This window comes from Thalassospira indica (assembly GCF_003403095.1).
GTDB lineage: Bacteria > Pseudomonadota > Alphaproteobacteria > Rhodospirillales > Thalassospiraceae > Thalassospira > Thalassospira indica.
Window position 1 is genome coordinate 3,519,241 of the sequence record NZ_CP031555.1, and the last position, 22,617, is coordinate 3,541,857.

The 22,617-nt window shown below is 56.8% G+C and carries 20 protein-coding genes; 14 read left to right on the plus strand and 6 right to left on the minus strand.

What is annotated here, in order from left to right:
• Window positions 1-162: 162 nt before the first annotated feature.
• Window positions 163-771 (plus strand): LysE family translocator, encoded by a 609-nt coding sequence (locus tag DY252_RS16600; protein WP_197482570.1) that lies wholly within the window; start codon window positions 163-165, stop codon window positions 769-771.
• Window positions 772-877: 106 nt separating this feature from the next.
• On the opposite strand, the gene DY252_RS16605 is transcribed toward DY252_RS16600, so the two are convergent.
• The gene (locus DY252_RS16605; protein WP_064788477.1) at window positions 878-1,735 is read right to left on the minus strand and encodes an AraC family transcriptional regulator; all 858 of its coding nucleotides are present in this window, start codon (window positions 1,733-1,735) and stop codon (window positions 878-880) included.
• Between the two features lie 101 nt (window positions 1,736-1,836).
• Between DY252_RS16605 and DY252_RS16610 the strand changes: the two genes are divergently transcribed.
• The 4 genes from DY252_RS16610 to DY252_RS16625 all read left to right on the plus strand — a co-directional run bounded on the left by DY252_RS16610 (window position 1,837) and on the right by DY252_RS16625 (window position 8,014).
• Window positions 1,837-4,620 (plus strand): ATP-dependent DNA helicase, encoded by a 2,784-nt coding sequence (locus DY252_RS16610; protein WP_064788478.1) that lies wholly within the window; start codon window positions 1,837-1,839, stop codon window positions 4,618-4,620.
• A 43-nt stretch (window positions 4,621-4,663) separates the two neighbouring features.
• Window positions 4,664-5,992: a glycosyltransferase gene (locus DY252_RS16615; protein WP_064788479.1), complete on the plus strand. Its 1,329-nt coding sequence runs from the start codon at window positions 4,664-4,666 to the stop codon at window positions 5,990-5,992.
• 57 nt (window positions 5,993-6,049) lie between these two features.
• Window positions 6,050-6,493: a DUF2946 domain-containing protein gene (locus DY252_RS16620; protein ID WP_231959684.1), complete on the plus strand. Its 444-nt coding sequence runs from the start codon at window positions 6,050-6,052 to the stop codon at window positions 6,491-6,493.
• A 144-nt stretch (window positions 6,494-6,637) separates the two neighbouring features.
• Window positions 6,638-8,014 (plus strand): PepSY-associated TM helix domain-containing protein, encoded by a 1,377-nt coding sequence (locus DY252_RS16625; protein ID WP_064788480.1) that lies wholly within the window; start codon window positions 6,638-6,640, stop codon window positions 8,012-8,014.
• A 55-nt stretch (window positions 8,015-8,069) separates the two neighbouring features.
• Here DY252_RS16625 and DY252_RS16630 read toward each other — a convergent pair whose 3' ends face one another.
• The 3 genes from DY252_RS16630 to DY252_RS16640 form a co-directional block, all read right to left on the minus strand.
• Window positions 8,070-9,995, minus strand: a complete 1,926-nt coding sequence (locus DY252_RS16630) for a heavy metal translocating P-type ATPase (RefSeq protein WP_064788481.1) — start codon at window positions 9,993-9,995, stop codon at window positions 8,070-8,072.
• Between the two features lie 27 nt (window positions 9,996-10,022).
• The gene (locus tag DY252_RS16635) at window positions 10,023-10,592 is read right to left on the minus strand and encodes an HdeD family acid-resistance protein (protein WP_231959685.1); all 570 of its coding nucleotides are present in this window, start codon (window positions 10,590-10,592) and stop codon (window positions 10,023-10,025) included.
• A 110-nt stretch (window positions 10,593-10,702) separates the two neighbouring features.
• Window positions 10,703-11,602 carry a LysR family transcriptional regulator gene (locus DY252_RS16640; protein WP_064788483.1) on the minus strand — a complete coding sequence of 300 codons (900 nt, stop codon included), beginning with the start codon at window positions 11,600-11,602 and terminating at the stop codon, window positions 10,703-10,705.
• A 102-nt stretch (window positions 11,603-11,704) separates the two neighbouring features.
• Here DY252_RS16640 and DY252_RS16645 point away from each other — a divergent pair, with 102 nt between their 5' ends.
• The 3 genes from DY252_RS16645 to DY252_RS16655 all read left to right on the plus strand — a co-directional run bounded on the left by DY252_RS16645 (window position 11,705) and on the right by DY252_RS16655 (window position 14,029).
• On the plus strand, window positions 11,705-12,595 hold the full coding sequence (locus DY252_RS16645; protein WP_064788624.1) for a DMT family transporter: 891 nt from the start codon (window positions 11,705-11,707) through the stop codon (window positions 12,593-12,595).
• Between the two features lie 141 nt (window positions 12,596-12,736).
• A complete protein-coding gene (locus DY252_RS16650; protein ID WP_008890257.1) occupies window positions 12,737-13,183 on the plus strand; it encodes a DUF2946 family protein in 447 nt (148 codons plus the stop codon).
• Window positions 13,184-13,384: 201 nt separating this feature from the next.
• Window positions 13,385-14,029, plus strand: a complete 645-nt coding sequence (locus tag DY252_RS16655; protein ID WP_064788484.1) for a Crp/Fnr family transcriptional regulator — start codon at window positions 13,385-13,387, stop codon at window positions 14,027-14,029.
• Window positions 14,030-14,110: 81 nt separating this feature from the next.
• Here DY252_RS16655 and DY252_RS16660 read toward each other — a convergent pair whose 3' ends face one another.
• The gene (locus tag DY252_RS16660; RefSeq protein WP_231959686.1) at window positions 14,111-17,239 is read right to left on the minus strand and encodes a sensor domain-containing protein; all 3,129 of its coding nucleotides are present in this window, start codon (window positions 17,237-17,239) and stop codon (window positions 14,111-14,113) included.
• A 366-nt stretch (window positions 17,240-17,605) separates the two neighbouring features.
• Between DY252_RS16660 and DY252_RS16665 the strand changes: the two genes are divergently transcribed.
• The 3 genes from DY252_RS16665 to DY252_RS16675 all read left to right on the plus strand — a co-directional run bounded on the left by DY252_RS16665 (window position 17,606) and on the right by DY252_RS16675 (window position 19,416).
• Window positions 17,606-18,019 carry a tellurite resistance TerB family protein gene (locus tag DY252_RS16665; RefSeq protein ID WP_008890260.1) on the plus strand — a complete coding sequence of 138 codons (414 nt, stop codon included), beginning with the start codon at window positions 17,606-17,608 and terminating at the stop codon, window positions 18,017-18,019.
• Between the two features lie 274 nt (window positions 18,020-18,293).
• Window positions 18,294-19,178, plus strand: coding sequence for an NAD(P)-dependent oxidoreductase (locus DY252_RS16670; protein WP_063087726.1), 885 nt, complete (start codon window positions 18,294-18,296; stop codon window positions 19,176-19,178).
• Complete coding sequence (locus DY252_RS16675; protein ID WP_064788486.1) at window positions 19,165-19,416, plus strand: GDCCVxC domain-containing (seleno)protein; 252 nt, start codon at window positions 19,165-19,167, stop codon at window positions 19,414-19,416. The genes DY252_RS16670 and DY252_RS16675 overlap by 14 nt, the downstream gene beginning before the upstream one ends.
• Before the next feature lie 41 nt (window positions 19,417-19,457).
• Here DY252_RS16675 and DY252_RS16680 read toward each other — a convergent pair whose 3' ends face one another.
• A complete protein-coding gene (locus DY252_RS16680; RefSeq protein ID WP_064788487.1) occupies window positions 19,458-20,003 on the minus strand; it encodes a class I SAM-dependent methyltransferase in 546 nt (181 codons plus the stop codon).
• Window positions 20,004-20,114: 111 nt separating this feature from the next.
• Between DY252_RS16680 and DY252_RS16685 the strand changes: the two genes are divergently transcribed.
• The 3 genes from DY252_RS16685 to DY252_RS16695 all read left to right on the plus strand — a co-directional run bounded on the left by DY252_RS16685 (window position 20,115) and on the right by DY252_RS16695 (window position 22,604).
• Window positions 20,115-20,333, plus strand: coding sequence for a SlyX family protein (locus tag DY252_RS16685; RefSeq protein WP_064788488.1), 219 nt, complete (start codon window positions 20,115-20,117; stop codon window positions 20,331-20,333).
• Window positions 20,334-20,388: 55 nt separating this feature from the next.
• Window positions 20,389-21,564, plus strand: a complete 1,176-nt coding sequence (locus DY252_RS16690; RefSeq protein WP_064788489.1) for a DUF3095 domain-containing protein — start codon at window positions 20,389-20,391, stop codon at window positions 21,562-21,564.
• A 92-nt stretch (window positions 21,565-21,656) separates the two neighbouring features.
• A complete protein-coding gene (locus DY252_RS16695; protein ID WP_064788490.1) occupies window positions 21,657-22,604 on the plus strand; it encodes a LysR family transcriptional regulator in 948 nt (315 codons plus the stop codon).
• Window positions 22,605-22,617 lie beyond the last annotated feature (13 nt).

Consider the following 22,617-nt stretch of genomic DNA (forward strand, 5'->3'; position numbering starts at 1 on the left):
GATATCGACAGCACGCAACGCAACCGGCTCCACATCCGGTTGCGTTTTTTATGCCCAAAGCCGCAATCACCTTCGCGCAGGTCAATTTTGTTCAATAAACGTGCCGCGAGACAGCGCATGTTGATCAACAACAAAAAACACTACCCTGCGAGGAACACCAAGATGTCCGGCTTCACCGCCACAATCAGCCTCTATCTTTCCATGGCCGCCTTTGCGCTTGCGGCCTCGATCACGCCGGGACCGGTCAATATTCTGGTGCTGAGTTCGGGCGTGCAATATGGCTTTCGCCCATCCCTTCGCCTTGTCTTTGGCGCAACGGCCGGTTTTTGCCTGATGTTGCTTTTGATCGGGCTTGGTCTGCATGAAATGCTGGAAGCCTTCCCGCAACTGACCACTGTCATTCAGTGGGCCGGGGTGGCGTTCTTGCTGTTCATGGCCTGGAAACTGGCAAAGTCGAATGGTGAGCTTGGCAAAGGCGATGCCCAAACCGGGCCAAAGGCCATCACCGGGGCTGTCATGCAATGGCTCAATCCCAAGGCCTGGCTCGCATCCATCGCCGGGATGGGCGCCTATGCCGCCTCCGGCGCGCCAACCCTGATCTGGGAATTCACCGCCATCTACTTTGTCATCTGCTTTGCCTCGGTCGCGTGCTGGGCCTATGCGGGCGCGTTCCTGTCGCGCTTTCTGGGTGAACCATCGCGCATCCGCGCGTTCAACCGGGCGATAGCGGTGTTGCTGATCGCCAGTGCCGCTTATCTTGTTTTCGGATGAATGCGGCTGCCTAACTTGCGGCGAGGGATTCCCGCCTGCGCGGGAATGACGACATAGCTAAGCCTTCCTCGTCATGCCCGCGACGACGTGCATCCATAGCCCCAAATCACGCCACCTGGGCCCGGGCATATTGCCGTGGCGTTGCCGCCATCAGACGCTTGAAAATGCGCTGGAAATGCGCCTGATCGGCAAAGCCGGTTTCAAGTGCGACATCAACGATTTTCTCCCCGCGCCTAAGCGCATGGCGTGCGCGCTGCACCCGGCAATTGATCAGATAGGCATAAGGCGTCATGCCAAAACTCCTTTTAAACGCCCGCACCAGATAGGACCGGGAATAGCCAACCAGTGCCGCCAGATCATCCAGACTGATATTTTCGGCATAATGGGCCCGGATATACTCGCCCACCCGGGCCATCTTGCGATCATGGACCGCACCGGCGGCCTGCAATTCGCAGCCCCCCAGCACACCGCGCCGATCCAGCTGCACATGCAGATCGCCAAAGAACGACACAAGGGCGGTTTCCTTGCCAAGAATATTGACATCCGGATTGGCCAGCATATCGGCAAGATCGATCAAGCCATCATAAAGATGCGGATCGTGGCTAAGCGTATCGGAAAACATCGCAAACTTACCGGCCGCATCGGCATCCAGTTCAATCTGCAAATCCAGAAGCCAGTCCGGATCAACAAACAACATGTCATAAACCCAATCCGCCCCCTTGACCGGGTTGCAGCCATGCACGTCTTCGGGGTTCAGGATCACCACTGAGCCTGCCTGCGTTTCATGGGTTTTGCCCCGGTTCCAATAGGTGCTGTAACCACCCTTCACCGTACCAATCGAAAAGGTATCGTGGCTGTGGCGCTCATAACAAACAGCATGCCCGTCCGCCACACGTCGCAATTCGACAAACGGCATGGCGTCATCGCGCCAGAAATGCTGATTGCGGGTATCGGGGGCTGCCATTGTGGTCCGTCTTCTTGTGTTTGGGTGATTGCTCTATAAATTCCAAGATAGGTCAATTTCCCCGGTGGCGCCACTGTCGCTGTCTGCTTATAGTGCCCCAAATGTTCGATGATCGTTCCGAAGAGTCCCAGCCGCGTTTCATGCCGCCCAACGCACCTGTCATGGTCGTTGGATTGCGTCATGCTGTGTTTCTCTCGCCCGATGGCGAGATCGAGGAACTGCCGCACGGGGCCGCCGCCAAGCGCGCCCGGTCATCACGCCCCATTCTGGTCCATACACCGGCCTGCGCAAGGCGGCTGAAATCCGATCCGTTTCCGGCCCATGACCTTCTGGAGCTTTTTGCCTTTGTCCGCCCGGCACAGTTTTGCGTGCCGACCCCACGCGGCATAGCGCTGGCGACCGGGCAAAAACCCGCCGATGACCTGATCGGTCAGGCAGAGGCACTGGCAGAAGCCATGAAACGGCTTTTGCAGGAACTTGCCACCCTTCATCGCAACAAACGTGGGCCAGCACTTTCGGTTGCATGGCCGATGGCGCGCGGACATTGGCCGTGGGGTGTGTCGGTTCTGGCCGCCCTTGGGGCTGATGGCGATGGCCCGCACCGCTATGCGGTCTATGAAGGGCTTAAAGTCTGGAAGAAACTTGGCGAGTGGGCCGAACATGCCCCGCCACCGCCGCCTGCCAATTACCCGGTTGATCCCAAGGATGCGCGCAAGCGCCTGAAGGAGCTTCTCGGCGAAGGCGCCGAGGAACGCCCGCAACAGGCCGATTATGCGTCGTCTGTCTGCTCCGCCTTTGGCCCGCGCCTGCATGATGGTGCGCCCAATATTGTCTTGGCCGAGGCCGGAACGGGCACAGGCAAAACATTGGGTTATGTCGCCCCGGCGTCGCTTTGGGCCCAGAAGAATGACGGTGCGGTGTGGATTTCGACCTATACCCGCAACCTGCAACGCCAGATCGATCAGGAACTTGATCGACTGTATGATGATCCCAAGGACAAACGCCTTAAGGCCGTGGTGCGCAAGGGACGGGAAAACTATTTCTGCCTTCTGAACTTCGAAGAAGCGCAAAGACCGCTTGCCCAACAACCACATCAAGCCACCCCGCTTGGCCTGATTGCGCGGTGGGCATCGCACACCCGTGATGGCGATATGGTCGGCGGTGATTTCCCGGCCTGGCTGACCGAATTGCTTGGCAATCGCTTTACCGGCGCGCTGGCCGATCAGCGCGGCGAATGCATCTATGCCGCCTGCCCGCATTATTCGAAATGCTTTGTCGAAAAGACGGTACGTCGCGCCCGGTCGGCCGAGATTGTGGTCGCCAACCATGCGCTTGTCATGGTGCAGGCGGCCTTGGGTGGACTTGATGATGCATCCATGCCGACGCGTTATGTCTTTGACGAGGGTCATCATCTTTTTGATGCCGCCGACAAGGCCTTTTCGTCGCACCTGACCGGGATGGAGGGGCAGGAACTTCGGCGCTGGCTTCTGGGGGCAGAGCAAAAGGGATCATCGCGGGCGCGTGGTCTCAAGCAACGGCTTGAAACCCTGATCCTTGATCGCGATGAGTTGCGCGATGCGGTTAATGCGGTGATTGTCGCGGCCCAATGCCTGCCCGAACAGGGTTGGCTGTCGCGCATTCATGACGGATCACAACATGCCAAGGGCCCGGCGGAGGTCTTCCTTGCCCATGTCCGGGCACAGGTCATGGCACGCTCCGCCGAGGGGGATCGGGGCTATTCAATCGAAACCGATTGCAAACCGGCACTCAATGAAGTTCTTGCCAGTGCGGCGGATCTCGATCGCGCGCTGGAGGCCATGGAAAAGCCGGCCAAATCGCTGATCAAGATCATCGCCCATATGCTTGATGAAAAGGCCGACGAGCTTGATAGCGCCGAACGCCAGCGCCTTGATGCCGCCATCCGATCCCTTGAGCGCCGTGCCATCATGCAGGTTGGCGCATGGCGTGAAATGCTGGCGTCACTGGTTGAGGAAACACCAAAAACCTTTGTCGACTGGTTTGCCATTGAACGCCAGTTTGGCCGCGATTTTGATGTTGGCATGCATCGCCATTACCTTGATCCGACCATCCCCCTGACCACGTCGCTTGCCCCGACCGCGCATGGTATGGTGGTGACATCCGCGACCCTTCGTGATGGCACGGGCGACGAAGAATTCGACTGGGCCGTGGCCGAGGATCGCACAGGAGCCGCGCACATGCCGCTGCCTGCCATCCGGGCGGCGATGAAAAGCCCGTATAACTACCGCGAACAAACCCGCGTCTTTATCGTCAATGACCTTGGCCGGGACAACCCGGACCATGTTGCCGCGGCCTATCGCGAACTATTTCTGGCATCCGGTGGTGGCGCGCTTGGCCTGTTTACCGCGATCAACCGGTTGCGGGCGGTGTATGAGCGCCTGACCGGGCCGATGGATGAGGCGGGTTTGCAGCTTCTGGCCCAGCATATTGACGGCATGGATGTCTCAACGCTCATCGACATTTTCCGGGTGGAACGCGACGCCTGTTTGCTTGGTACTGATGCGGTGCGCGACGGGGTGGATGTGCCCGGTGATTCCTTGCGCCTGATTGTGTTTGATCGCGTTCCCTGGCCCCGCCCCGACATCCTGCACCGTGCGCGCAAGTCGGCATTCCATGGTGCCCGCTATGACGACATGCTGACCCGTTTGCGCATGAAGCAGGCCTTTGGTCGCCTTGTCCGGCGCGCGGAAGATCGCGGGGTATTTGTACTGCTGGATAACCGCATGCCATCGCGGCTCCTGGGTGCCTTCCCCGAAGATGTCGAGGTACAGCGGGTTGGCCTGCGCGAGGCGATTGAACAAACGCGAAGCTTCCTTGGCAATGACCGGGATCGCGAAGAAGGTTAATCGGTTTCTTTGGCCTCAATTCTGACGGCGGAAAGGACGCACCATGCATGTCATGCTGATGACCTATGGGACGCGCGGTGACGTGCAGCCCTTTGTCGCGCTTGGTCGTGGATTAATCCAGCAGGGGCACCGGATAACGCTGGCCGCCCCCGAACGCTTTGCCGGGTTTGTCGCGGAAAATGACCTTGAATTCGCCCCCCTGACCGATGCGCTGATTGCGCTTATGGATGATCGGCTTTTTGCCAGTTCGGCCGACCCGAAGGCATCCCGGTTTCACAAGATCACATCCCTGATCGCACTGGGCAAAAAGGCACGCGGCCTTCAGGACGTGCTGCTTGACGATATCTTCAAAACCATCAGCCAAGACAAACCGGACGTCATTGTTTTTCACCCCAAGACCTTTGGCGCGTTTGCGATTGGCCGTCATTTCGGCATTCCGACTGTGATGGCGCAACTGATCCCGTCCTTTATCCCGACCGGGGATTATCCGCATATGGGTATCCCTGATCTTGGGGGTATGGGGGCTCTGGGTCGCTGCTATAACCTTCTGACCAGCAAGCTGATCTGCAGACTTTTAAACGCAACACTGCGTCGGCAAGTTTGCCGCTGGGCCGCACGACGCCAGAATGGCATCAATGCCAAGGATCTGGACATTGTGAAGTCCTGCCGGTCCGGCGCGCTTCCGATCATTCATGCCTTTAGCAACGCCGTGATCAATCGACCCAAAGACTGGCCGAAGAACGCAACCGTCACCGGATACTGGTTTCTGGATGACAGTCCCCAAATAAACCCGCCTGATCCGGCCTTACAACAATTCGTCGAAAGCCATCAAAACCTGATCTATATCGGGTTCGGATCCATGCATGGAAATGATCCGGGCGCCATGGCCGAGATGATTGCAAAGGCGGTGTCATTGTCGGGCGGATCAGATGTCGCGGCCATTGTTGCAACTGGCTGGGGTGGCATGCGCGACATTGACTGGCCCGACAATGTCTTTGCGGTTAACGAAGTTCCCCATGACTGGCTTTTCCCCAAGGTCGATATCGTCATCCATCATGTCGGTGCTGGCACCTGTGCAGCGGCCCTTCGCGCCGGGCGCCCGTCCATTATCATTCCGTTTTTTGGCGATCAGCCTTTCTGGGCGAAACGCCTGCACAAGCTTGGCGTTTCGCCAAGGCCGATAAAACCAGCGAAACTTGATGCAACGCTTTTGGCCGAGCAGATCCAGACCGTTCTTAAAACACCCGCGTATCGCACCACTGCCGAACGCATTTCACATCAAATCGCCGGTGAAGACGGCATCAACACGGCAATTGCCGAAATTGCCGCCGCGGTGGAGGCACATAACCCTCCCCCCACTGGAAGCCTTTGACACATATGTCAAAACGCCATAAACAGCATTCAGACAAACCGTATTGGAACGCGACACGTGCAACGCAAACACCAGATCAGTCTGATGTTCAGACAGGGCCTTTCGGCACTGGTGGCTGTGGTGTTCCTTGCCAATACCATCATGTTTGGCTTCATGCATATTCCCATGGCAAAGGCCAACGGGGCATCGCTGGCCTCGGTGATGGATGGGGTGGTGCGCATTCCGATTGTCATTTGCACCGGATCCACCTTCAAAACCGTTCTGGTGCGGGCCGATGGCCTGCCCGATGAACCGGGCCAGAATGCAGACATGCCAGATGGCTTTGAATGTGCGCTGTGCGGTTTGGGTAATTATGCCTTTGGCATGCCGGTCACGCCGGAGCTTCCCGAACCCCAAGCAATCGAACTTAGCAACGCAGTTGCTGCCCTTCACATTACCGCGCGCAAGCATGTCTTTTGCGCGCTTGCGCCATCGCCCCGCGCCCCGCCTGCTGTTTCTTGACCATTTGCCTTAGCACGCCTGAGAACCCGCAAGTTCCATGACAGGATAATTGCGCGTTCAGGTCTGCCTTTTCCCAAAATTACCTGTGCCCTTGTCGTGTCGACAGATCGTCGCACGCCTTGCGCACATGCATGGACAAGAAACATGACTGAAACTTCCAAATCCCCGGCATCACAGGGGAATACAAGCCTGTATCGCGCTGTCTGGCGCTGGCATTTTTATGCCGGTCTTCTGATCCTGCCCTTCATGATCCTGATGGCGATCACAGGGGCGACTTACATCTATCGCGATGAAATCGATGACTGGTATCACGCCGACCTTAAATTTGTTGAGGCATCATCCAAAACGCCCCTGCCGATAAGCCAACAGATTGACGCGGCCCTTATTGCTGTTCCGGGCAGTGCCGCCAAGGTGATGCCCCCGGCAAACCCGGATCGCAGCAGTGAAATCGTTATTGCCACTGAGGCCGGCGGGCGCGAGGCGGTTTACGTTGATCCTTATAACGGTGACGTTCTGGGCCATATGCCAGATCGAACTACCATCATGTGGGTGGTCCGGCGCATTCACAGCCTTGCGGAATTTGGCACCATCCCGAATTACATCATTGAAATCGCGTCCGGGTGGGCGATCCTGCTGGTTTTGACCGGGATGTATTTGTGGTGGCCACGCGGCAATCAAAAAGGCGGTGTTGTCAGCCTGCGTGAAACACCCAAACGCCGCATCTGGTGGCGTGATGCCCATGCCGTCACCGGCATCTTCATTGGTGTTTTCATTATCTTCATGGCCGGAACCGGCATGTTCTGGTCGGTGTTCTGGGGCAAATATGCCAACCAGTTTGCCAACGGCACGCCCAACGGTTATCCGTCCGGCGTTCGGGTCGACGTGCCGCTTTCGACCATTCCGATGATCGATGCCTTTGGCGACGTAAGTTGGACGAACGAAAACATTCCGCTGCCGCAATCGGTTGATGGTGGCAGTGATCCGGTGACAACGCCGAACCCCATCGGTATTGATCAGGCCGTCGCAACCTTTAACGATATGGGGCTGACACCGGGATACGCCGTATCTCTTCCGCTCACCGAGACCGGGGTTTATTCGGCGTCGATCTATCCCGATGACCTGTCGCTGCAACGGGTCATCCACCTTGATCAATATTCCGGAAGGCCCCTGATCGATATGGGCGTTGCCGATTACGGGCCGTTTGGCAAAATCATGGAATTTGGCATCAACGTTCACATGGGCCAGGAATTTGGCATCGCCAATCAGATCATCCTGCTGGTGATCTGTGCCCTGATCATTTTCATGTCGGTCTCGGCTGGCGTAATGTGGTGGAAACGCCGCCCAGCCGGCTCACTTGGTGTCCCGCCGATGCCGCGTGACACAAGCAAACTTAAAATGGTCACCGCCATCCTTGCCATTGGCGGCATCATCTATCCGACCGTTGGTGCATCGATGATCGTGATCTGGCTTCTGGATTATTTGCTGGTCGCCCGCCCGCAACGCAAATTGCGCACGGCGTAACCCCTGCTATCTCGTCGTGGTCCGGATTACGTTCGGGCCGCGACTTTCCAACGTTCTAGTCCTCGACGATATCCGCATCAATATCATGCGCGATCGCCAGTCGAAGCGCATTGAGGATGGCGATGATATCAATGCCTTCCTGCAATAGTGCACCCGCGACCGGGGAGATATAGCCTGCCGCGGCAAAGCCCATGGCGACGATGGAAAGCACCATGCCGCCAATCACGCTTTGCAAAAGGATGCGGCGCATGGCCATGCTGATGTGAAGCAGCTCGTCAACAGTGACAAGGGATGCTTCGGGGATCACCGCACCGGCGGCATCCGCCGTAACCGCACTTTCCTTGCCAAAGGCGATGCCCACGGTGGCAACAGCCAGTGCCGGCGCATCGTTGATGCCATCGCCCATGAACAGGGTTGGGGCCTTGGCTGTTTCTTCGCGGACGATCGCGACTTTCTGTTCCGGGCTTTGCGATGCCAGGCTTTCGGAAATACCGAGCAATTCGGAAAGATAGCTGACCTCGCTTTCGCGGTCGCCCGACAGCAGCATCACCTTTTTGAAATGATGGATGTCGCCAAGATGACCGACGAAGCTTTCGCCCTCTGCGCGCGGGGTATCGTGGAAGCGGAACGTCGCGCCATATTTGCCATCGACCAGCACCACGCATTCAAGTCCGGCGGCGGTATCGGGCAGAAGGGCTGCGATCTCGGGGTCGGATTTCATCAGCTTGTTGCGGTGGGTCACGGCAACTTCATGGCCATCGACCTGCCCGCTGAGCCCCTGCCCCGGTTTTTCCGAGGCATGATTGACTTCATCAAGCGGCAGTTTGCGATCCCGCGCAGCATTCAAAACCGCCGAGGCCAGCGGATGCTTGGAATAACGTTCAAGGCTGGCGGCCAACCGCAAAACAAGATCATCGTCCATGTCTGGCCCGGCCACAACCTCCACCAGTTCCGGTCGGCCATAAGTCAGCGTGCCGGTCTTATCGAAGATCGCCGTTTGGCAGGTTGGCAAGCGTTCCAGCACCGTGGGGTCGCGGATGACGATGCCGCGTCGGGCGGCGATTGAAATCGCACTCATCACCGTGATCGGAATGGCGATCAGAAGCGGACAGGGTGTCGCCACCACCAGCACCGCCAGAAAGCGCGATGAATCGTCACTCAGATACCCGACCAAGATCGCAAACAAAAGCGCTGCCGGGGCAAACCACGCGCCGATCTGATCACCAAGACGGCGAATGCGCGGGCGTTTCTGTTCGGCCTCGGCCATGACATCCATGATCTGGGCGTAACGGGAATCCCGCGCGCGCCTTTCCGCCCGAATGATCAGGACCGCCTCGCCATTGATCGCGCCCGACAGCACATTGGTGCCCGGTGCCTTGCCGACAACATAGGGCTCCCCGGTCAGATAGCTTTCATCCATGCTGCCATGGCCATCAACCACAATGCCATCGGCAGGCGCGGTTTCATGCGGAAAGACCGCGATCAAATCGCCAATGTCGATCTCGTCAATCGCGATATCCGTAATCTCGCCATCGGGGGATTTGCGATGCGCGACACTTGGCATGCGCTTGGCCAGGGCATTCAGGGCCGAGGACGCCTTGCGCATGGCAAAGCCTTCAAGAACCTGCCCGCCGGTCAGCATCAAAATGATCAGGCTGACGGCAAGATATTCCGCCAGCACCACACCGGTGACAAAGGCAATGGCGGCCAGAAAATCAGCCCCCATTTCCCGCCGCAAAAGCTTGATTACAAGCTGCGCCAAAATGGGGATGCCACCGATCACGAACAAAACCAAAAGCGGCAGGTCTGCGGTGCGTTGGCCCAGCATCATGTCGGGTAGACCAACAGCCTCGGGAAACATCAGGATAAAATGCCCCGCCATCGCAAGCAGGGTAATGATCAGAATAGCGCGGTTGAGGACCGGGGCGGATAAGGCATCATCACACCGTTCAAGAACACCAACTGGTGCCGTGTTTGCCATGCCTTACCCCTTATGTGTTTGTGGTTTTCAGGCCTGCGAAACCTTGCCCATCGCCACCGATACCATCAGATAGCTGAAACCCGACGACAACAGATTGATGCCAATCAACAAACCAATCGCCCACGTGGCAGAGCTTGGCAGTTCGGCAAAGATCAGGACACCAGCCAGAACCGAAATCCCGCCAGAAACCAGCATCCATTTCCAACCGGGAAACTGTTTGAGCCACAACGCCATCAGGGTTTCAAAAATTCCGTGCAGCAAAAAGGCAATCGCCAGCAACACGGTCAGTGTCACGATGCCGCCCTCTGGCATGAAGGCGAGCCAGCCACCAATCAGGGCAAAGACAATCCCCTGCACAACATCAAGGCTGCGCCGTGTCGGGGTATCGGCATTCCAGGCCCCGTAAAAATGACCAAGCGCCCCAAACAAAAACAGCCAGCCAATCACGGTTTTAAAGGCAATTGTCGTGACAAAGGGAAAGGCCACCGCCAGCACGCCCAGGATCAGCATCACCACGCCGACGTTGCGCAGCCGTTTGCGCCCCTTTTCCAAAAGGCCACGCATTTCCGGCGTTCCGTCATTAACGATCAAGGTCATGGTAGGGTGCTCCTGACTGCTGTGGATCGCGGCAATATCAACCTGAAATTGCTGCAAATTATAGCCCATCTAACGCCTGTCGAATAGGACAAGTTCCCAAGGGGCTGATCTTAGCCGCAGGCCTTCGCCGCCGTGATCAGGCGTTCTGCCACCGCACGCACAGCCGGGCGCTGGTCATAGGCCGGCTGCACCAAAAACGTCGCAAGCGGGCTTCGAACCGGTGCGAAAGGCAGCATGATCAGGTCGTGATTTCCAATTGCCGTGCGTGCAAACGGCAGGCGGGCCAAAATCACACCAAGCCCGGCATCCGCCGCAGACAGCCCGACACTGTAATCCTCGAACCGGCGATCAGATGGCTTGGGCCGATACTTGACCCCATGTTCGGCCAACCAATGCCGCCACCCGGTCGCGTCGCTGTCATTTAAAAGCGGAAGGTTGGCAATTGCATTTGCATCAAGGCTGTGCGGATCGCGCCCATCCAAAAGCTTGGGCAAAATCAGCGGCACCAGATCGTCGGCAAACAACAAGCTTGATTTGGTGCCCGGCCATTGTCCCTTGCCACAGCGAATGGCGATGTCGGTCTGCCCGCCATCGAAATCGGCCAGCCGTTCGGTAATTTCAAGTTCAAGCCGCACATTCAGATCAAGCTCGATCTCGGGCACAAGCTTAAGAAACCAAATCCGGGCATAGGATGGCAGCAAACTTATTTTGATGACATCCGGTCCACGGCGTTGCCGCCAGGGCTGCGCGCCTTGCGATAAAAGATCAATCGCCGCCTGGGTTTCGCGCAAAAACCGTTGCCCATCCGGGGTCGGACGCACCCCGCGCCCATAGCGTTCAAACAAGTCATAGCCAAGCCATTGTTCGACCTGCGCAACATGGCGGCTGATCACGCTATGCGTCACACCCATTTCACTGGCGGCGGCCGAAAAGGACCCGTTGCGCGCCGCGGCCATCACCGCGGGCAACAGCGCAAGAGGTGGAAGAGAAAGGTCATTGCTGTGCACCATATGCACATCTGATCCCCAAGCTATGTTCTATGTCAACATTCATGATCGCGCTATCAGCAAGACAGAAGACAAATTCATTCGCATAGAACGAGGGGAATGCTGATGTTCTCACAAGCCACTTTGGGCCTTACCTGCGCCCTGATTACGGTTCTGTCCTGGGCGGCCGCCTTTCCGCTGATCGGGGTTGCGCTTTCTGGGCTTGATCCCCTGCCCCTTGCCGCGGTGCGCTTTGCACTGGCGGCCTGCCCGGCTGTGATCTGGCTGGCGATCAAACGCCCGGAAATGCCCAAGCTGGTTGATCTTGCAAGGCTTGGATTGGGCAGCGCACTTGGCATCAGCATCTATAACTGGTTGCTCAATACCGGGCAGCAGACGGTATCACCGGGGGCGGCAAGCTTTATCATCAATACGCTTCCGATCTGGACGGCAATGCTCGCGACAGTGTTTTTGCGCGACCGGTTCGGGATTGGTGCCTGGATTGCCACTGCACTGAGTTTTTCCGGCGTGGTCCTGATCGCTGTTGGTCAACCGGGCCCGATGCGTTTTGGCAATGGCAGCTCTTTGATCTTGCTGGCATCCATGCTGTCAGCAACCTATTTCGTTCTGGTGCGTGGCGTCATTGCGCGCTACGGCCCGGCCACCTGCACCTGCTGGACGCTTATTACCGGTGCGCTGTGGCTAACCCCGTGGTTGCCCGACGGGATGGCGCAAATCAGTGTGGCTTCGGTTTCGGTGATTTCGGCGGTGTTGTTCCTTGGACTTGTTTCCGCATCGCTTGGCTATGCCACCTGGAGCATTGCAATCGGCCATTTCGGCCCGGCATCGGCGGCAAACTTTTTATATCTGGTGCCGCCCATTGCGGTGGCGCTTGCATGGACTCTAAGCGGGATTGCGCCTGATATCCTGACCCTGATTGGTGGCATGGTGGCGATAACCGGCGTGGTTATGTTGCGCATTTCCATGGCAAGATTGGCGCGTAAGGCAACCGTCTAATCAAGGGTGTGCCGGGCCTGACCCGGCATATCAGAACGATTATAAAGAAAAACTGATAACTGGTTCACAATTCGATGCTTTGACATGGGGGTTTCAAGGGTCTATCAAATTCCAGACCTTATCCAATCTGGATGGAAACCCGTGTATTTCACACCGCTCAACAGCTTGGTTGCACGACGCACCCTGTCACTTTGTGTGGCGTGGCTGTTGCTGGTCAACGCGCTGTTTTTCGGGTTCATGCACGCGCCTGTCGCCCTTGAAACCGTGCCGACGTCGAACACGGAAGTTTCCCAGACCTATGTCCCGCTGATTATCTGTACCGCAAATGGCATAAAAACCATTTCGGTCCCGGCCGACCTTGCCGCAGATCGCACTGCCAATCCGCACAGTTCCGACGCCTTTGATGGCTTCCAGTGCGCAAGCTGCGGCCTTGGCAACCATGTGGTCGGCATGCCGGTTGAACCTGAATTACCGCTGATCCATCGGATCCGGCTGTCTAATCAGGTCACTGCCCTTCACATTACGGCACGTCTGCACGATTTCTGCCCGATTGCCGCATCTCCGCGCGCGCCGCCGGTCGCCATCTGACCGGATTTCCAAGCACTGTCTTTCAGGTCCTTGTTGGCTGTTTTACGCCACAACTGTTTCTGACGGACGTGGTTCTATCCGATCATCATCCCATGCCAGCCGGTAAAACCGGCAACTTCCGGGGACATCCCGGTTCACAGACTGGTGTCGATACGCGACGGCATTGCCGCGTATCAGTAAGTTTGCCAATGGGAGATCCCCATGAACAAAGACGACGCCTTGCTTGTATTGGAAAAACTTGCCGAACCCGCCGTTCTAACTTTGCCATCCGATGCCAGCATCGGACATCACAGCCAGGACCACACTTATGTTTACATTGTGCAGTCCGGGCTGGCGCTCCGCTGCAAATACACCGAACAGGGGGAAAGACAGGTCTGCCGGGTTTATCGCCCCGGCGATCCGATCGGCCTTGAAATGCTGGCCGTGACCGACCCGTCGCTGGTGATTGAAACCATCGCACCGTCGGTGATCAAACGCATCCCGATCCAGCGGATCCGTCTTGCCCAGCAAAATGACGCCCGCACGCAATCAGCCGTGACATCGCTTCTGGCAAGCGAGGTCATGGATGGTCAGCAGCTTAAGATCAGTTTTGGCACCGGATCGGCCATGCGCCGGATTTGCCGGTTCCTGTTGTGGTCTGCCCACAATGATCTGGTATCGCTGCCCAACCGTGAGAAGCTCGGCAATATCGTTGCGACCACGACCGAAACGGCCAGTCGCATGATCGCCAATCTGAGGCGTGAGGGTGCAATCATCCGAAACCCGCGCATGCCATCAACCATGCGGATTGATCGCGACAAGCTGTGCAAGGTTGCAGGCGACCCGCAACAACAATCAGCGGCATAACTGGCCGTCACGAACATCAAACAACAAACGCACCGGGCTACCGTTCCGGTGCGTTTTCTTTTGGACCAACACTAATGCTGGTTATGAACCAGGCTGGGCAACCGGGAAACGGGCCGGCGAGGTCAGGTTGGCCTTAAGCAGACTTTCCATATCGCTGGCACTGATCGGCTTGCTGAAATAGAAGCCCTGAACTTCATCGACACCTTCGGACGCGATATGTTCAAGCTGGGTTTCGGTTTCAATGCCTTCGACATTGACTGCCATACCAAAGGATCGCGCCAGGAATACGACCGCACGCACAATCGCAGCATTGCCATCGGAACTGTCGATATCAATGATGAAGGACCGGTCGATCTTGATCTTGTCCACCGGGAAGCGTTTGAGATAGGCCAGTGACGAATACCCCGTCCCGAAATCATCAATCGCAATACGAATGCCCTGATTTCGCAGGATACCGAGCGTGATGGCGGCTTCGCGCGGATTGTCCATCACCGCCCCTTCGGTCACCTCGAACTGCAACTGATGGGGATCAAGTTCAGTGCGCGAAAGCACTTCGCCGACACTTTCAATCAGGTCTTCGTGGCGGGCCAGTTCAAGCGGCGAAAGATTGACCGATATTGTCAATTGGCCATAACCCGCATCGCGCCATGCCTTGGTCTGATGGCAGGCCCGGTTCAGTACCCATTTGCCAATATCGGCAATGATGCCCATGCGTTCAGCCACCGGGATAAAATCAACCGGGCTGACCTGCCCACGTGACGGGCTAAACCAGCGGACCAGTGCTTCCATGCCGATGATGCGATGTCCGACGATATCAATGATCGGCTGATAGAACAGCTCCAGCTCGTCATTTTCAATCGCGTGGCTCAGATCGCGTTCCATCGCCTTGCGTTCCTGAACCTCGACCTGAAGTTTCGGTTCAAAGAAGTGATAGCGATTGCGCCCCTCGGCCTTGGAACAATAAAGCGCCAGATCGGCATTGCGCAGCAGGTCCTTTTCGTCGCGACCATCCTGCGGATACATGCAGATCCCGACCGAGGTCGATGCCTGCACTTCATTGCCATCAAGCATGAAACGTTCGGAAATGCGTTCGATCAGCCGCTGGGCGACAAAGGTCACTTCCTCGACCGAGCCGGGCTCGTGGATCAGAACTGCGAATTCATCACCGCCAAGACGCGCGACCACATCCTCGTTGCGCAGGCAAACCCGCATGCGTTCGCCAACCCCCTGCAAAAGAAGATCGCCAATCGGATGGCCAAGCGTGTCGTTAATGTCCTTGAAGTTATCAAGATCAAACATCATCAGGACAAAGTGGCAGCGTTCGCGTTTGCTGCGCGCAACTGCGGCTGCCAGGCGTTCCTGGAACAGGGTCCGGTTCGGAAGCCCGGTCAACCCGTCGTGATGAGCAAGGAACTGAATGCGGGCTTCGCTGCGTTTGCGATCGGTAATATCAGTGATCGATCCGTCAATCAGGGTCGGACGGCCCTTCTCATCGCGGACAAGACGGGCATTTTCCTCAACCCAGATGATTTTGCCGTCTTCACGGCGCATCTCGGTTTCAAATCCCTGTACAATCCCGTCGCGCAGCAGCCGGCCGATAAACCGCAACCGATTGACCGGGTTCAGATAATGAAACGCCCAGTCATGCTCCTTGGCTATCAGGCTTTCGACCGCGTCATAGCCCAGAATGGATGCAAAGGCCGGGTTGGCCGACAGGATCGGGCCAAGTGGAATACTTTGAAACAGTCCTTCTGCCGAGTTTTCGAAAATGCCGCGGAATTTTTCCTCGGCATGGCGGAGTGCCCGTTCGACCGACAGTTTTTCGGTCACGTCCTGACCGATACAGATCACACCGGCAACATCGCCATCTTCGCCGAAATGCGCACGGGCATTCCACTGCAACAGGCGGGTTTCCCCATCCCGGCGTTTGAATGACAGCACTTCATCCTTGATGATTTCGCCCGACAGCAACCGGCGCACCGCGGTGCGGACCCGCACGCGGTCGTCTTCAACCAGCAAAAAGTCAAAGAAGTTCTGACCTGCGGCCTCCATCCAGGAATACCCGAACGTCCATTCACATTCGCGGTTATATTCAAGAATACGCCCCTCGGCATCAAGGAACAGGATCACGCTGCCCGCGGTTTGCACCAGCGCGCGATAACGTTCCTGACGCCGACGCAGATCATATTCCGCCTGCCGGTTCTTGGTGATGTCGGTGATGGTAACGCTATAGCCCAGCAGCATTCCGCCTTCGCCACGAATTTCGGTGGCATTGACCCGCACCCAGATCTGGCTACCATCGGCCCGGCGCATTTCAATATCGCGGGCCTGAACACCCTTGCCGGATGCAAGATCGCGACGCAGCTGAATGCGGTCGCTGTCACTGGCATAAAAGGTTTCGGGATGGCGAAAATAGGCCTGGGTCACTTCGCGCACGGAATCATAATTGAACAGTGACGCGGTTTCTTCGTTCACATTGGTAATCGTGCCTTCGGCATTCAGCTCGATAATACCGTGCACCGCATGTTCAAGGGCTCGGCGATAGCTTTCCTCGCGCGTGCGTTCCTGACCAAACAGCACCAGACAACCCGAATTTTCCAGCGTGATATATTGCCACTGGAAGAACCGCTGCCCGTAATGGACGGTGCGCGGGCTGTCGGTGTCAAATTGCGGACCTTCGTCACTGACCAGCGGGCGCTGGTCGCTTGGATGCATCAGATCAAGCGGAGATGCCATGCCCATTTCAAGGGCAAGCTGCTCTGCCGCGCAATTGGTGCTGCGCAGGCGACCGTTGGTTTCCACCAGCAAAACCGGTTGCGGTGAAATCAGCGATCCGATGCCCGATGAAACGGTGGCTTCAATGGTTGTAAAGCGGATATAGGTGCGCCGACCGATGCTCAGCTTCCAGCCGAACAACACACATGCAGAGTCCCGGAACCCGCATTCGATATAATGGTAGCCGCCAATATCAAGAAGCCGTCCGGAAAGTTCGGCAAGCGGTTTCGACAGACCTTCAACTGCGTCCGGAGAAACCCATTCACCGACCTGGACACTCGCGTCATACGCTTCGCGCCATGCTGAATTTACGAGTAGTTGTCCTTCGTCTGGATCATATGCTCCAGACGGCAAACACAGATGGCTGATCAACGCCGTCATCGTACCGACGGAATCGATTGCGTTGATGTCTCCCATAGCGGCTTTATTCGTCATGTTTGTTGTCGCTGCGCGACCATAACTGCTACCCCATGCCGTGCAAAGCCAAATTTTCCCCGACGAGAGCCACCAACCCCAATCATTTTGCTTGTATTTTTGTAGCGGCTTCATTTTTTGTTCTTTTGGTCGCGCATGCCGCCTTTTTCACGGCTTTCAACGCCCGCGCAACCGGTGCCGACAGAATGAACGTGATTTCACTACGTAATCCTTAAAATCCTTGAAAATTCATCGGTTAACTGTTGCCCGTGGAAGTTTATCGGCATACCATCGCTCGGCTCGGTGGTTTTCACACTGTCCGGATCTCAACGTCAAAGTCCGGATAAAAGCGTTTCAGGGAACCATCCTCGATAAGGAGTAACCAACGTGATTTCGCATCAGGACGCCTTGATCTACACAATGGTTATGGTATCGGCCGCCGATAACGATATCACCGACGCCGAACTTTCCGCGATGGGCCGCCGGGTCCGTTATCTTCCGATTTTTGCCGGATTTGACAATGATGGCGTCACCAGTGTTGCGCGCGATTGTGCCAAACTGCTGGGCGAAGAAGACGGTATGGACCGCACGCTGGATATGATCCGCGATGCCCTGCCGCGCAAACTGCGCGAAACAGCGTATGTCTTCGCCTGTGAAATCGTCCTGTCCGACAGCGAAATCAGCCAGGAAGAACTCCGCATTCTTGAATTGCTTCGCCACCGGCTTGATATTGACCGGTTGGTCGGATCGGCCATCGAACGCGCCATGGCAGCGCGCTATGTCCGGCCCGGTGATTTTTGATGTTTCCAACGACGGCCGCGGCACCTTGCCAGTACGGCCTCGTTGAATGAAAAACGGTTAATTCAGCATTCCAACTTTGTGTTGGGCCTGTCTGATCGAATTTGTGGAACCCAAAGCGCATTTTGGGCGTTACGCCCTGAAATTGCTGCTCTTGGTCATCCACAATGGGACAGGACCCAGCCAACAAAACTTTCCGGTTTCGGGCCAATGGGCGCGGACCGTTTTTGCGTCGCCAATTCAGATATAGCTACCGTCACACAAAGGGATCGCCGTCATGACCGCTCTTTCCGGGGAAAACATCGCCTTTATCGGACTTGGATTGATGGGGCGTCCGATGGCGCTCAATCTTGAAAAGGCCGGTGCAGTCCTGACCGTCAATACACGTAATCCCGAAACACTCAATGCCTTCGAAGACCTTGGCATTGCAACGGCCGGCACCCCGGCCGATGCCGCGGCCGAGGCCGACATCGTCATCATCTGTGTTGCCAACACGCCCGCACTTGAAAATGTGCTTCTGGGCGAAGAAGGCATTATTGATGGCCTCGAAGAAGGCACTATTGTCATCGACATGGGCACAACCTCGGTCGAAGCCACACGGCGCTTTGCCGATGTGGTCGAAGAAGCCGGCGGCACATGGATTGATGCCCCGGTTTCCGGTGGCACCCACGGGGCTGAGAACGGCACCCTTTCCATCATGGTCGGTGCATCGCCCGAAGATTTCGAACGCGCCCATCGGGTGTTTGACGTCCTTGGGTCGCGCGTCACCCATGTCGGCGATGTCAGTTCCGGCCAGATTGCCAAGGCGGCCAATCAGATGATTGTCGGCATCACCATTGGTGCCGTTGCCGAAGCCTTTTCCATGGCCGATGAAGCCGGTGTCGATCTTGATAAACTGCGATCTGCACTGACCGGTGGCTTTGCCGATTCTGCGATCTTGCAAAAGCACGGCGAACGCATGATCGAACGCAACTTCGAGCCGGGCGGCAAGGTCGTCACCCAGCGCAAGGACCTGTTCCAGGCGCTTGAATTTTCCGAAGGCGAACTGGGGGTCGAACTGCCCATCACCCGTCTTGCCATGGAACTTTATGACGAATTGATCGACATGGGTCATGGCGATCTTGATCATTCAGCATTGATCAAAGTCTATGAAGAAGACTGACGCCAATAACGTCGAACTGGTCTCGGTTCTGACCTGCCCCGAATGCGGGCATGTCGAAACCGAAACCATGCCGACCGATGCCTGCCAGTATTTTTATGACTGCAAGGGATGCGGTGCAATTCTGCGTCCCAAGGCCGGCGATTGCTGCGTTTTCTGTTCGTACGGCACCGTCCCCTGCCCGCCGATCCAGTTACATGGGCGCGGGGAAAACGGTGGATGTTGCGGGCATGGCAACTAAGCCGTCCAATTGATCAGACAACACAGATTAGGCAACACAGATCAGGCAACAATGCCCGACTTGTGACTGCCGATCCGATACAGATAAAGGTGGTCCGATCCGGTTTTCATTGGCACTTCTCCAAACGCCTGCCAGCCCGGAATGGCAAAGGCACGCAATATCACGATGCCACCACTTGCCATCCGTTGATCAAGCACATCACCGACATCCGTCATCACCCGCGGATCAAGAAAACACACCACCACATCCCCGGGATCCCGATCACGGGTTCGAAAATCCGCCCGGATGAAGTCAAGGTTGGGCTTCGCCGCCAATATGGCGCGCACCCGACTTATGGCATAGGGGATCGGTGAAAGTTCAATGCCGGTGACTGTGACATCGGGCCTCGCACGCGCAATCGCCAGTGCCAGATCCCCCCAGCCAGATCCAAAATCCGTCACGGCCTTGGTATCACCCGGGATATAGGCGATGATTTCGTCGGCTGCCTTGGCCGATGTCGGCATCGGAACGGCCTTTAGCCGGATTGCATACCCCGCAATCAGCGCCAAAATAATTCCGACAAGGGCCAGTACGGATAAATCAGTCATCAACCATCCAGATATGTTAGGGTCCGTGCCGCGCAGTGGTGCCACAGGCATGCGCGTATCGCAAGTCACGGCATACACAGCCAACTGAACACATTTGCAGAAGATACCGGAATGAGCCACGAAGAAACCGACACCCGCATAACCGAGCTTGAAATACAGCTTGCCCACATGGAAACCGTCGTCACCGACCTGTCCGACATGATCAAAAAGCAGTGGGATCGGATTGATCTGCTGGAACGTCAGAACAAATTAATGTCGTCTGATATTAAACGCATGATCGATTTCCTGCGTACAGCACCCGAAGACGACGCACCACCGCCGCATTATTGATGGCACGCAGGGTTTGCTGGTTTCTGGCGATCACGCCTGCCAATGAAAGACCGATTTGACCAACCTTTATCTCGACATACCGACCTTTGACGACTTCGGAAAGGTTCTTGATGGCACGGTGTATCATGCCCTGCCAGATGACTGGTGGGTGGGCACATCCGATGTCATTGGGTCGACCAAGGCGGTCGAAGCCGGCCGATACAAGGACGTCAACATGGTCGGTGCGTCGGTGATCTGCGCGGTCAGCAATGTGCTTGGCCATTCAGATTATCCGTTCCTGTTTGGCGGCGACGGCGCAAGTTTTGCCTGCCCCCCGGACCAGATTGACGCGGTGCGCGATGCCATGGCATCGACGGCCACCTGGGCGGCTGAAACCCTGGAGCTTGAATTGCGTGTCGGTCTTGTGCGGATCGGCGATATCCGGGCTGCTGGCCACGATGTCCGCATTGCGCGCTACGCCGTTTCCAATCCGGTGTCCTATGCCATGTTTGCCGGTGGCGGCATGCAATGGGCCGAAGATCAGATGAAACAGGGCAACAACATGATCCCGGCGGCTCCACCCGGCAGTCGACCCGATCTGACCGGGCTTTCATGCCGCTGGTCCCCGATCCGGGCGGAGGGTTCAGACGTTATTCTGTCGATCATTGTTGCAGGGCGCGACGACCGCACCCGGTTTGATGAAACGGTGCGTACCCTGTTTGCCATTCTTGATGACAGCCCGCGCAAAAGCAGCCCGATCCCCGAAAACGGGCCAGGTGTCGCCTTCCCGCCGCCCGGAATGCATCTTGAGGCAGAGGCCACCAAACACAAGGAAGGCGGTTATATCAAGGCCTGGCTCAAGGCGCTTTACATCGCGCTGATCGCGGCCATCCTGATGAAAACCGGCTGGAAACTGGGCGCCTTTGATCCAAGACGCTATCGCGATTACACCGGCTATAACACCGATTTTCGCAAGTTCGGCGATGGCCTGTGGATGACGGTGAATTGCAGTTTGACCCGTGCCGAGGAAGTCGAGGCCCTTTTGCATGCGGCAGAACTGCAAGGCGATATTCATTTTGGCACCCATCGCCAACGCAGTGCGATCATGACCTGCATCGTGCCCTCCATCACAAGCGATGCGCATTTCCATTTTCTTGATGGCGGCGAAGGCGGATATACCGCGGCGGCCAGGGCGTTCAAGGCAAAAAGAAAACGCGATCAGGCCATTGACACATCCCCCGCCAATGCATGAAACGCATCGATTGTGACGATACAATAGATTTCTTGCATGACCCTGGATTATCCCGGACACTTCCCTGATCCCGGACGGATCAGGACAGCACCATGGACACCCGCGAGCTTGAAACCCTTATCGCCGTTGCAGACGCGCAATCCTTTCACGGTGCGGCAGATCGCCTTGGCCTGACCCAGCCTGCCGTCACCCGCCGCATTCAGCGCCTCGAAGAACGCATTGGCAAAAGCCTGTTTGACCGCGCAACCAAACCCCTGCAACCGACCATCGCCGGGCACCGGGCGCTTACCGAGGCACGCGATTTATTGCGCCGTCTTGAAGGTTTCAGTGACTCGGTTCTCGGCAACACCAAACGCCACGGCCCGTTCCGGCTCGGCGTAAGCCACGGGGCCGCCCCGCTTTTGGCTGCCCAAGAACTCCGTTCACTGCATCAGACCTTCCCGGATATGTCGCTTTCGATCAAAAGCGGCTGGTCAGCGGAACTTCTTCCCCTTCTGCGGCGGGGCGAAATTGATGCAATGCTGTCGCTTGATGGCCCAAACGGTATTGTTGGCGGGGTACAAAACCGCGATCTGCCTGCAAGCCTGTCGCCCCAGACCCTACTGGATGACGAAATCGTTGCCATTGGCCCGAAATCATCCCGTCCCCATCCGACCACCATCACAGAACTTGCCAAAAACCCGATGATCCTGATGCCCGAAGGCTGCACCTTCCGCGCTCTTGGCAATGCATGGGCGCATAAAAACGGGGTCGAATTCACCTCCGTGCTTGAAGTCTCCGCCCTTGAATTGCAGATCGAAATGGTCGCCGCCGGGGCCGGTTACGGGATCATGGCACGGCGATTTTGTCAGCACAGCCCGGCTGCAAACCGGATCAAGATCCTGGATATCCCCGGCATGAACTGGGGCATGGCAATCACCCTGATCCGTCGTGCATCAAGCTCTGATCTTGACGATATTATCGACAAGGTTGGCGAACTGGTGATTAATGCTGGCAAAGCATCCGATAACCCCCATGCAAAAATGTTATCAGCATCATAATCCGAATGAATTG

Bases quoted from the DNA above. Each gene is read 5' to 3' on its own strand.
- DY252_RS16600 (WP_197482570.1), top strand. From the start codon at position 163: ATGTCCGGCTTCACCGCCACAATCAGCCTCTATCTTTCCATGGCCGCC.
- DY252_RS16605 (WP_064788477.1), bottom strand. From the start codon at position 1,735: ATGGCAGCCCCCGATACCCGCAATCAGCATTTCTGGCGCGATGACGCC.
- DY252_RS16610 (WP_064788478.1), top strand. From the start codon at position 1,837: ATGTTCGATGATCGTTCCGAAGAGTCCCAGCCGCGTTTCATGCCGCCC.
- DY252_RS16615 (WP_064788479.1), top strand. From the start codon at position 4,664: ATGCATGTCATGCTGATGACCTATGGGACGCGCGGTGACGTGCAGCCC.
- DY252_RS16625 (WP_064788480.1), top strand. From the start codon at position 6,638: ATGACTGAAACTTCCAAATCCCCGGCATCACAGGGGAATACAAGCCTG.
- DY252_RS16630 (WP_064788481.1), bottom strand. From the start codon at position 9,995: ATGGCAAACACGGCACCAGTTGGTGTTCTTGAACGGTGTGATGATGCC.
- DY252_RS16635 (WP_231959685.1), bottom strand. From the start codon at position 10,592: ATGACCTTGATCGTTAATGACGGAACGCCGGAAATGCGTGGCCTTTTG.
- DY252_RS16640 (WP_064788483.1), bottom strand. From the start codon at position 11,602: ATGGTGCACAGCAATGACCTTTCTCTTCCACCTCTTGCGCTGTTGCCC.
- DY252_RS16645 (WP_064788624.1), top strand. From the start codon at position 11,705: ATGTTCTCACAAGCCACTTTGGGCCTTACCTGCGCCCTGATTACGGTT.
- DY252_RS16655 (WP_064788484.1), top strand. From the start codon at position 13,385: ATGAACAAAGACGACGCCTTGCTTGTATTGGAAAAACTTGCCGAACCC.
- DY252_RS16660 (WP_231959686.1), bottom strand. From the start codon at position 17,239: ATGACGAATAAAGCCGCTATGGGAGACATCAACGCAATCGATTCCGTC.
- DY252_RS16670 (WP_063087726.1), top strand. From the start codon at position 18,294: ATGACCGCTCTTTCCGGGGAAAACATCGCCTTTATCGGACTTGGATTG.
- DY252_RS16675 (WP_064788486.1), top strand. From the start codon at position 19,165: ATGAAGAAGACTGACGCCAATAACGTCGAACTGGTCTCGGTTCTGACC.
- DY252_RS16680 (WP_064788487.1), bottom strand. From the start codon at position 20,003: ATGACTGATTTATCCGTACTGGCCCTTGTCGGAATTATTTTGGCGCTG.
- DY252_RS16685 (WP_064788488.1), top strand. From the start codon at position 20,115: ATGAGCCACGAAGAAACCGACACCCGCATAACCGAGCTTGAAATACAG.
- DY252_RS16695 (WP_064788490.1), top strand. From the start codon at position 21,657: ATGGACACCCGCGAGCTTGAAACCCTTATCGCCGTTGCAGACGCGCAA.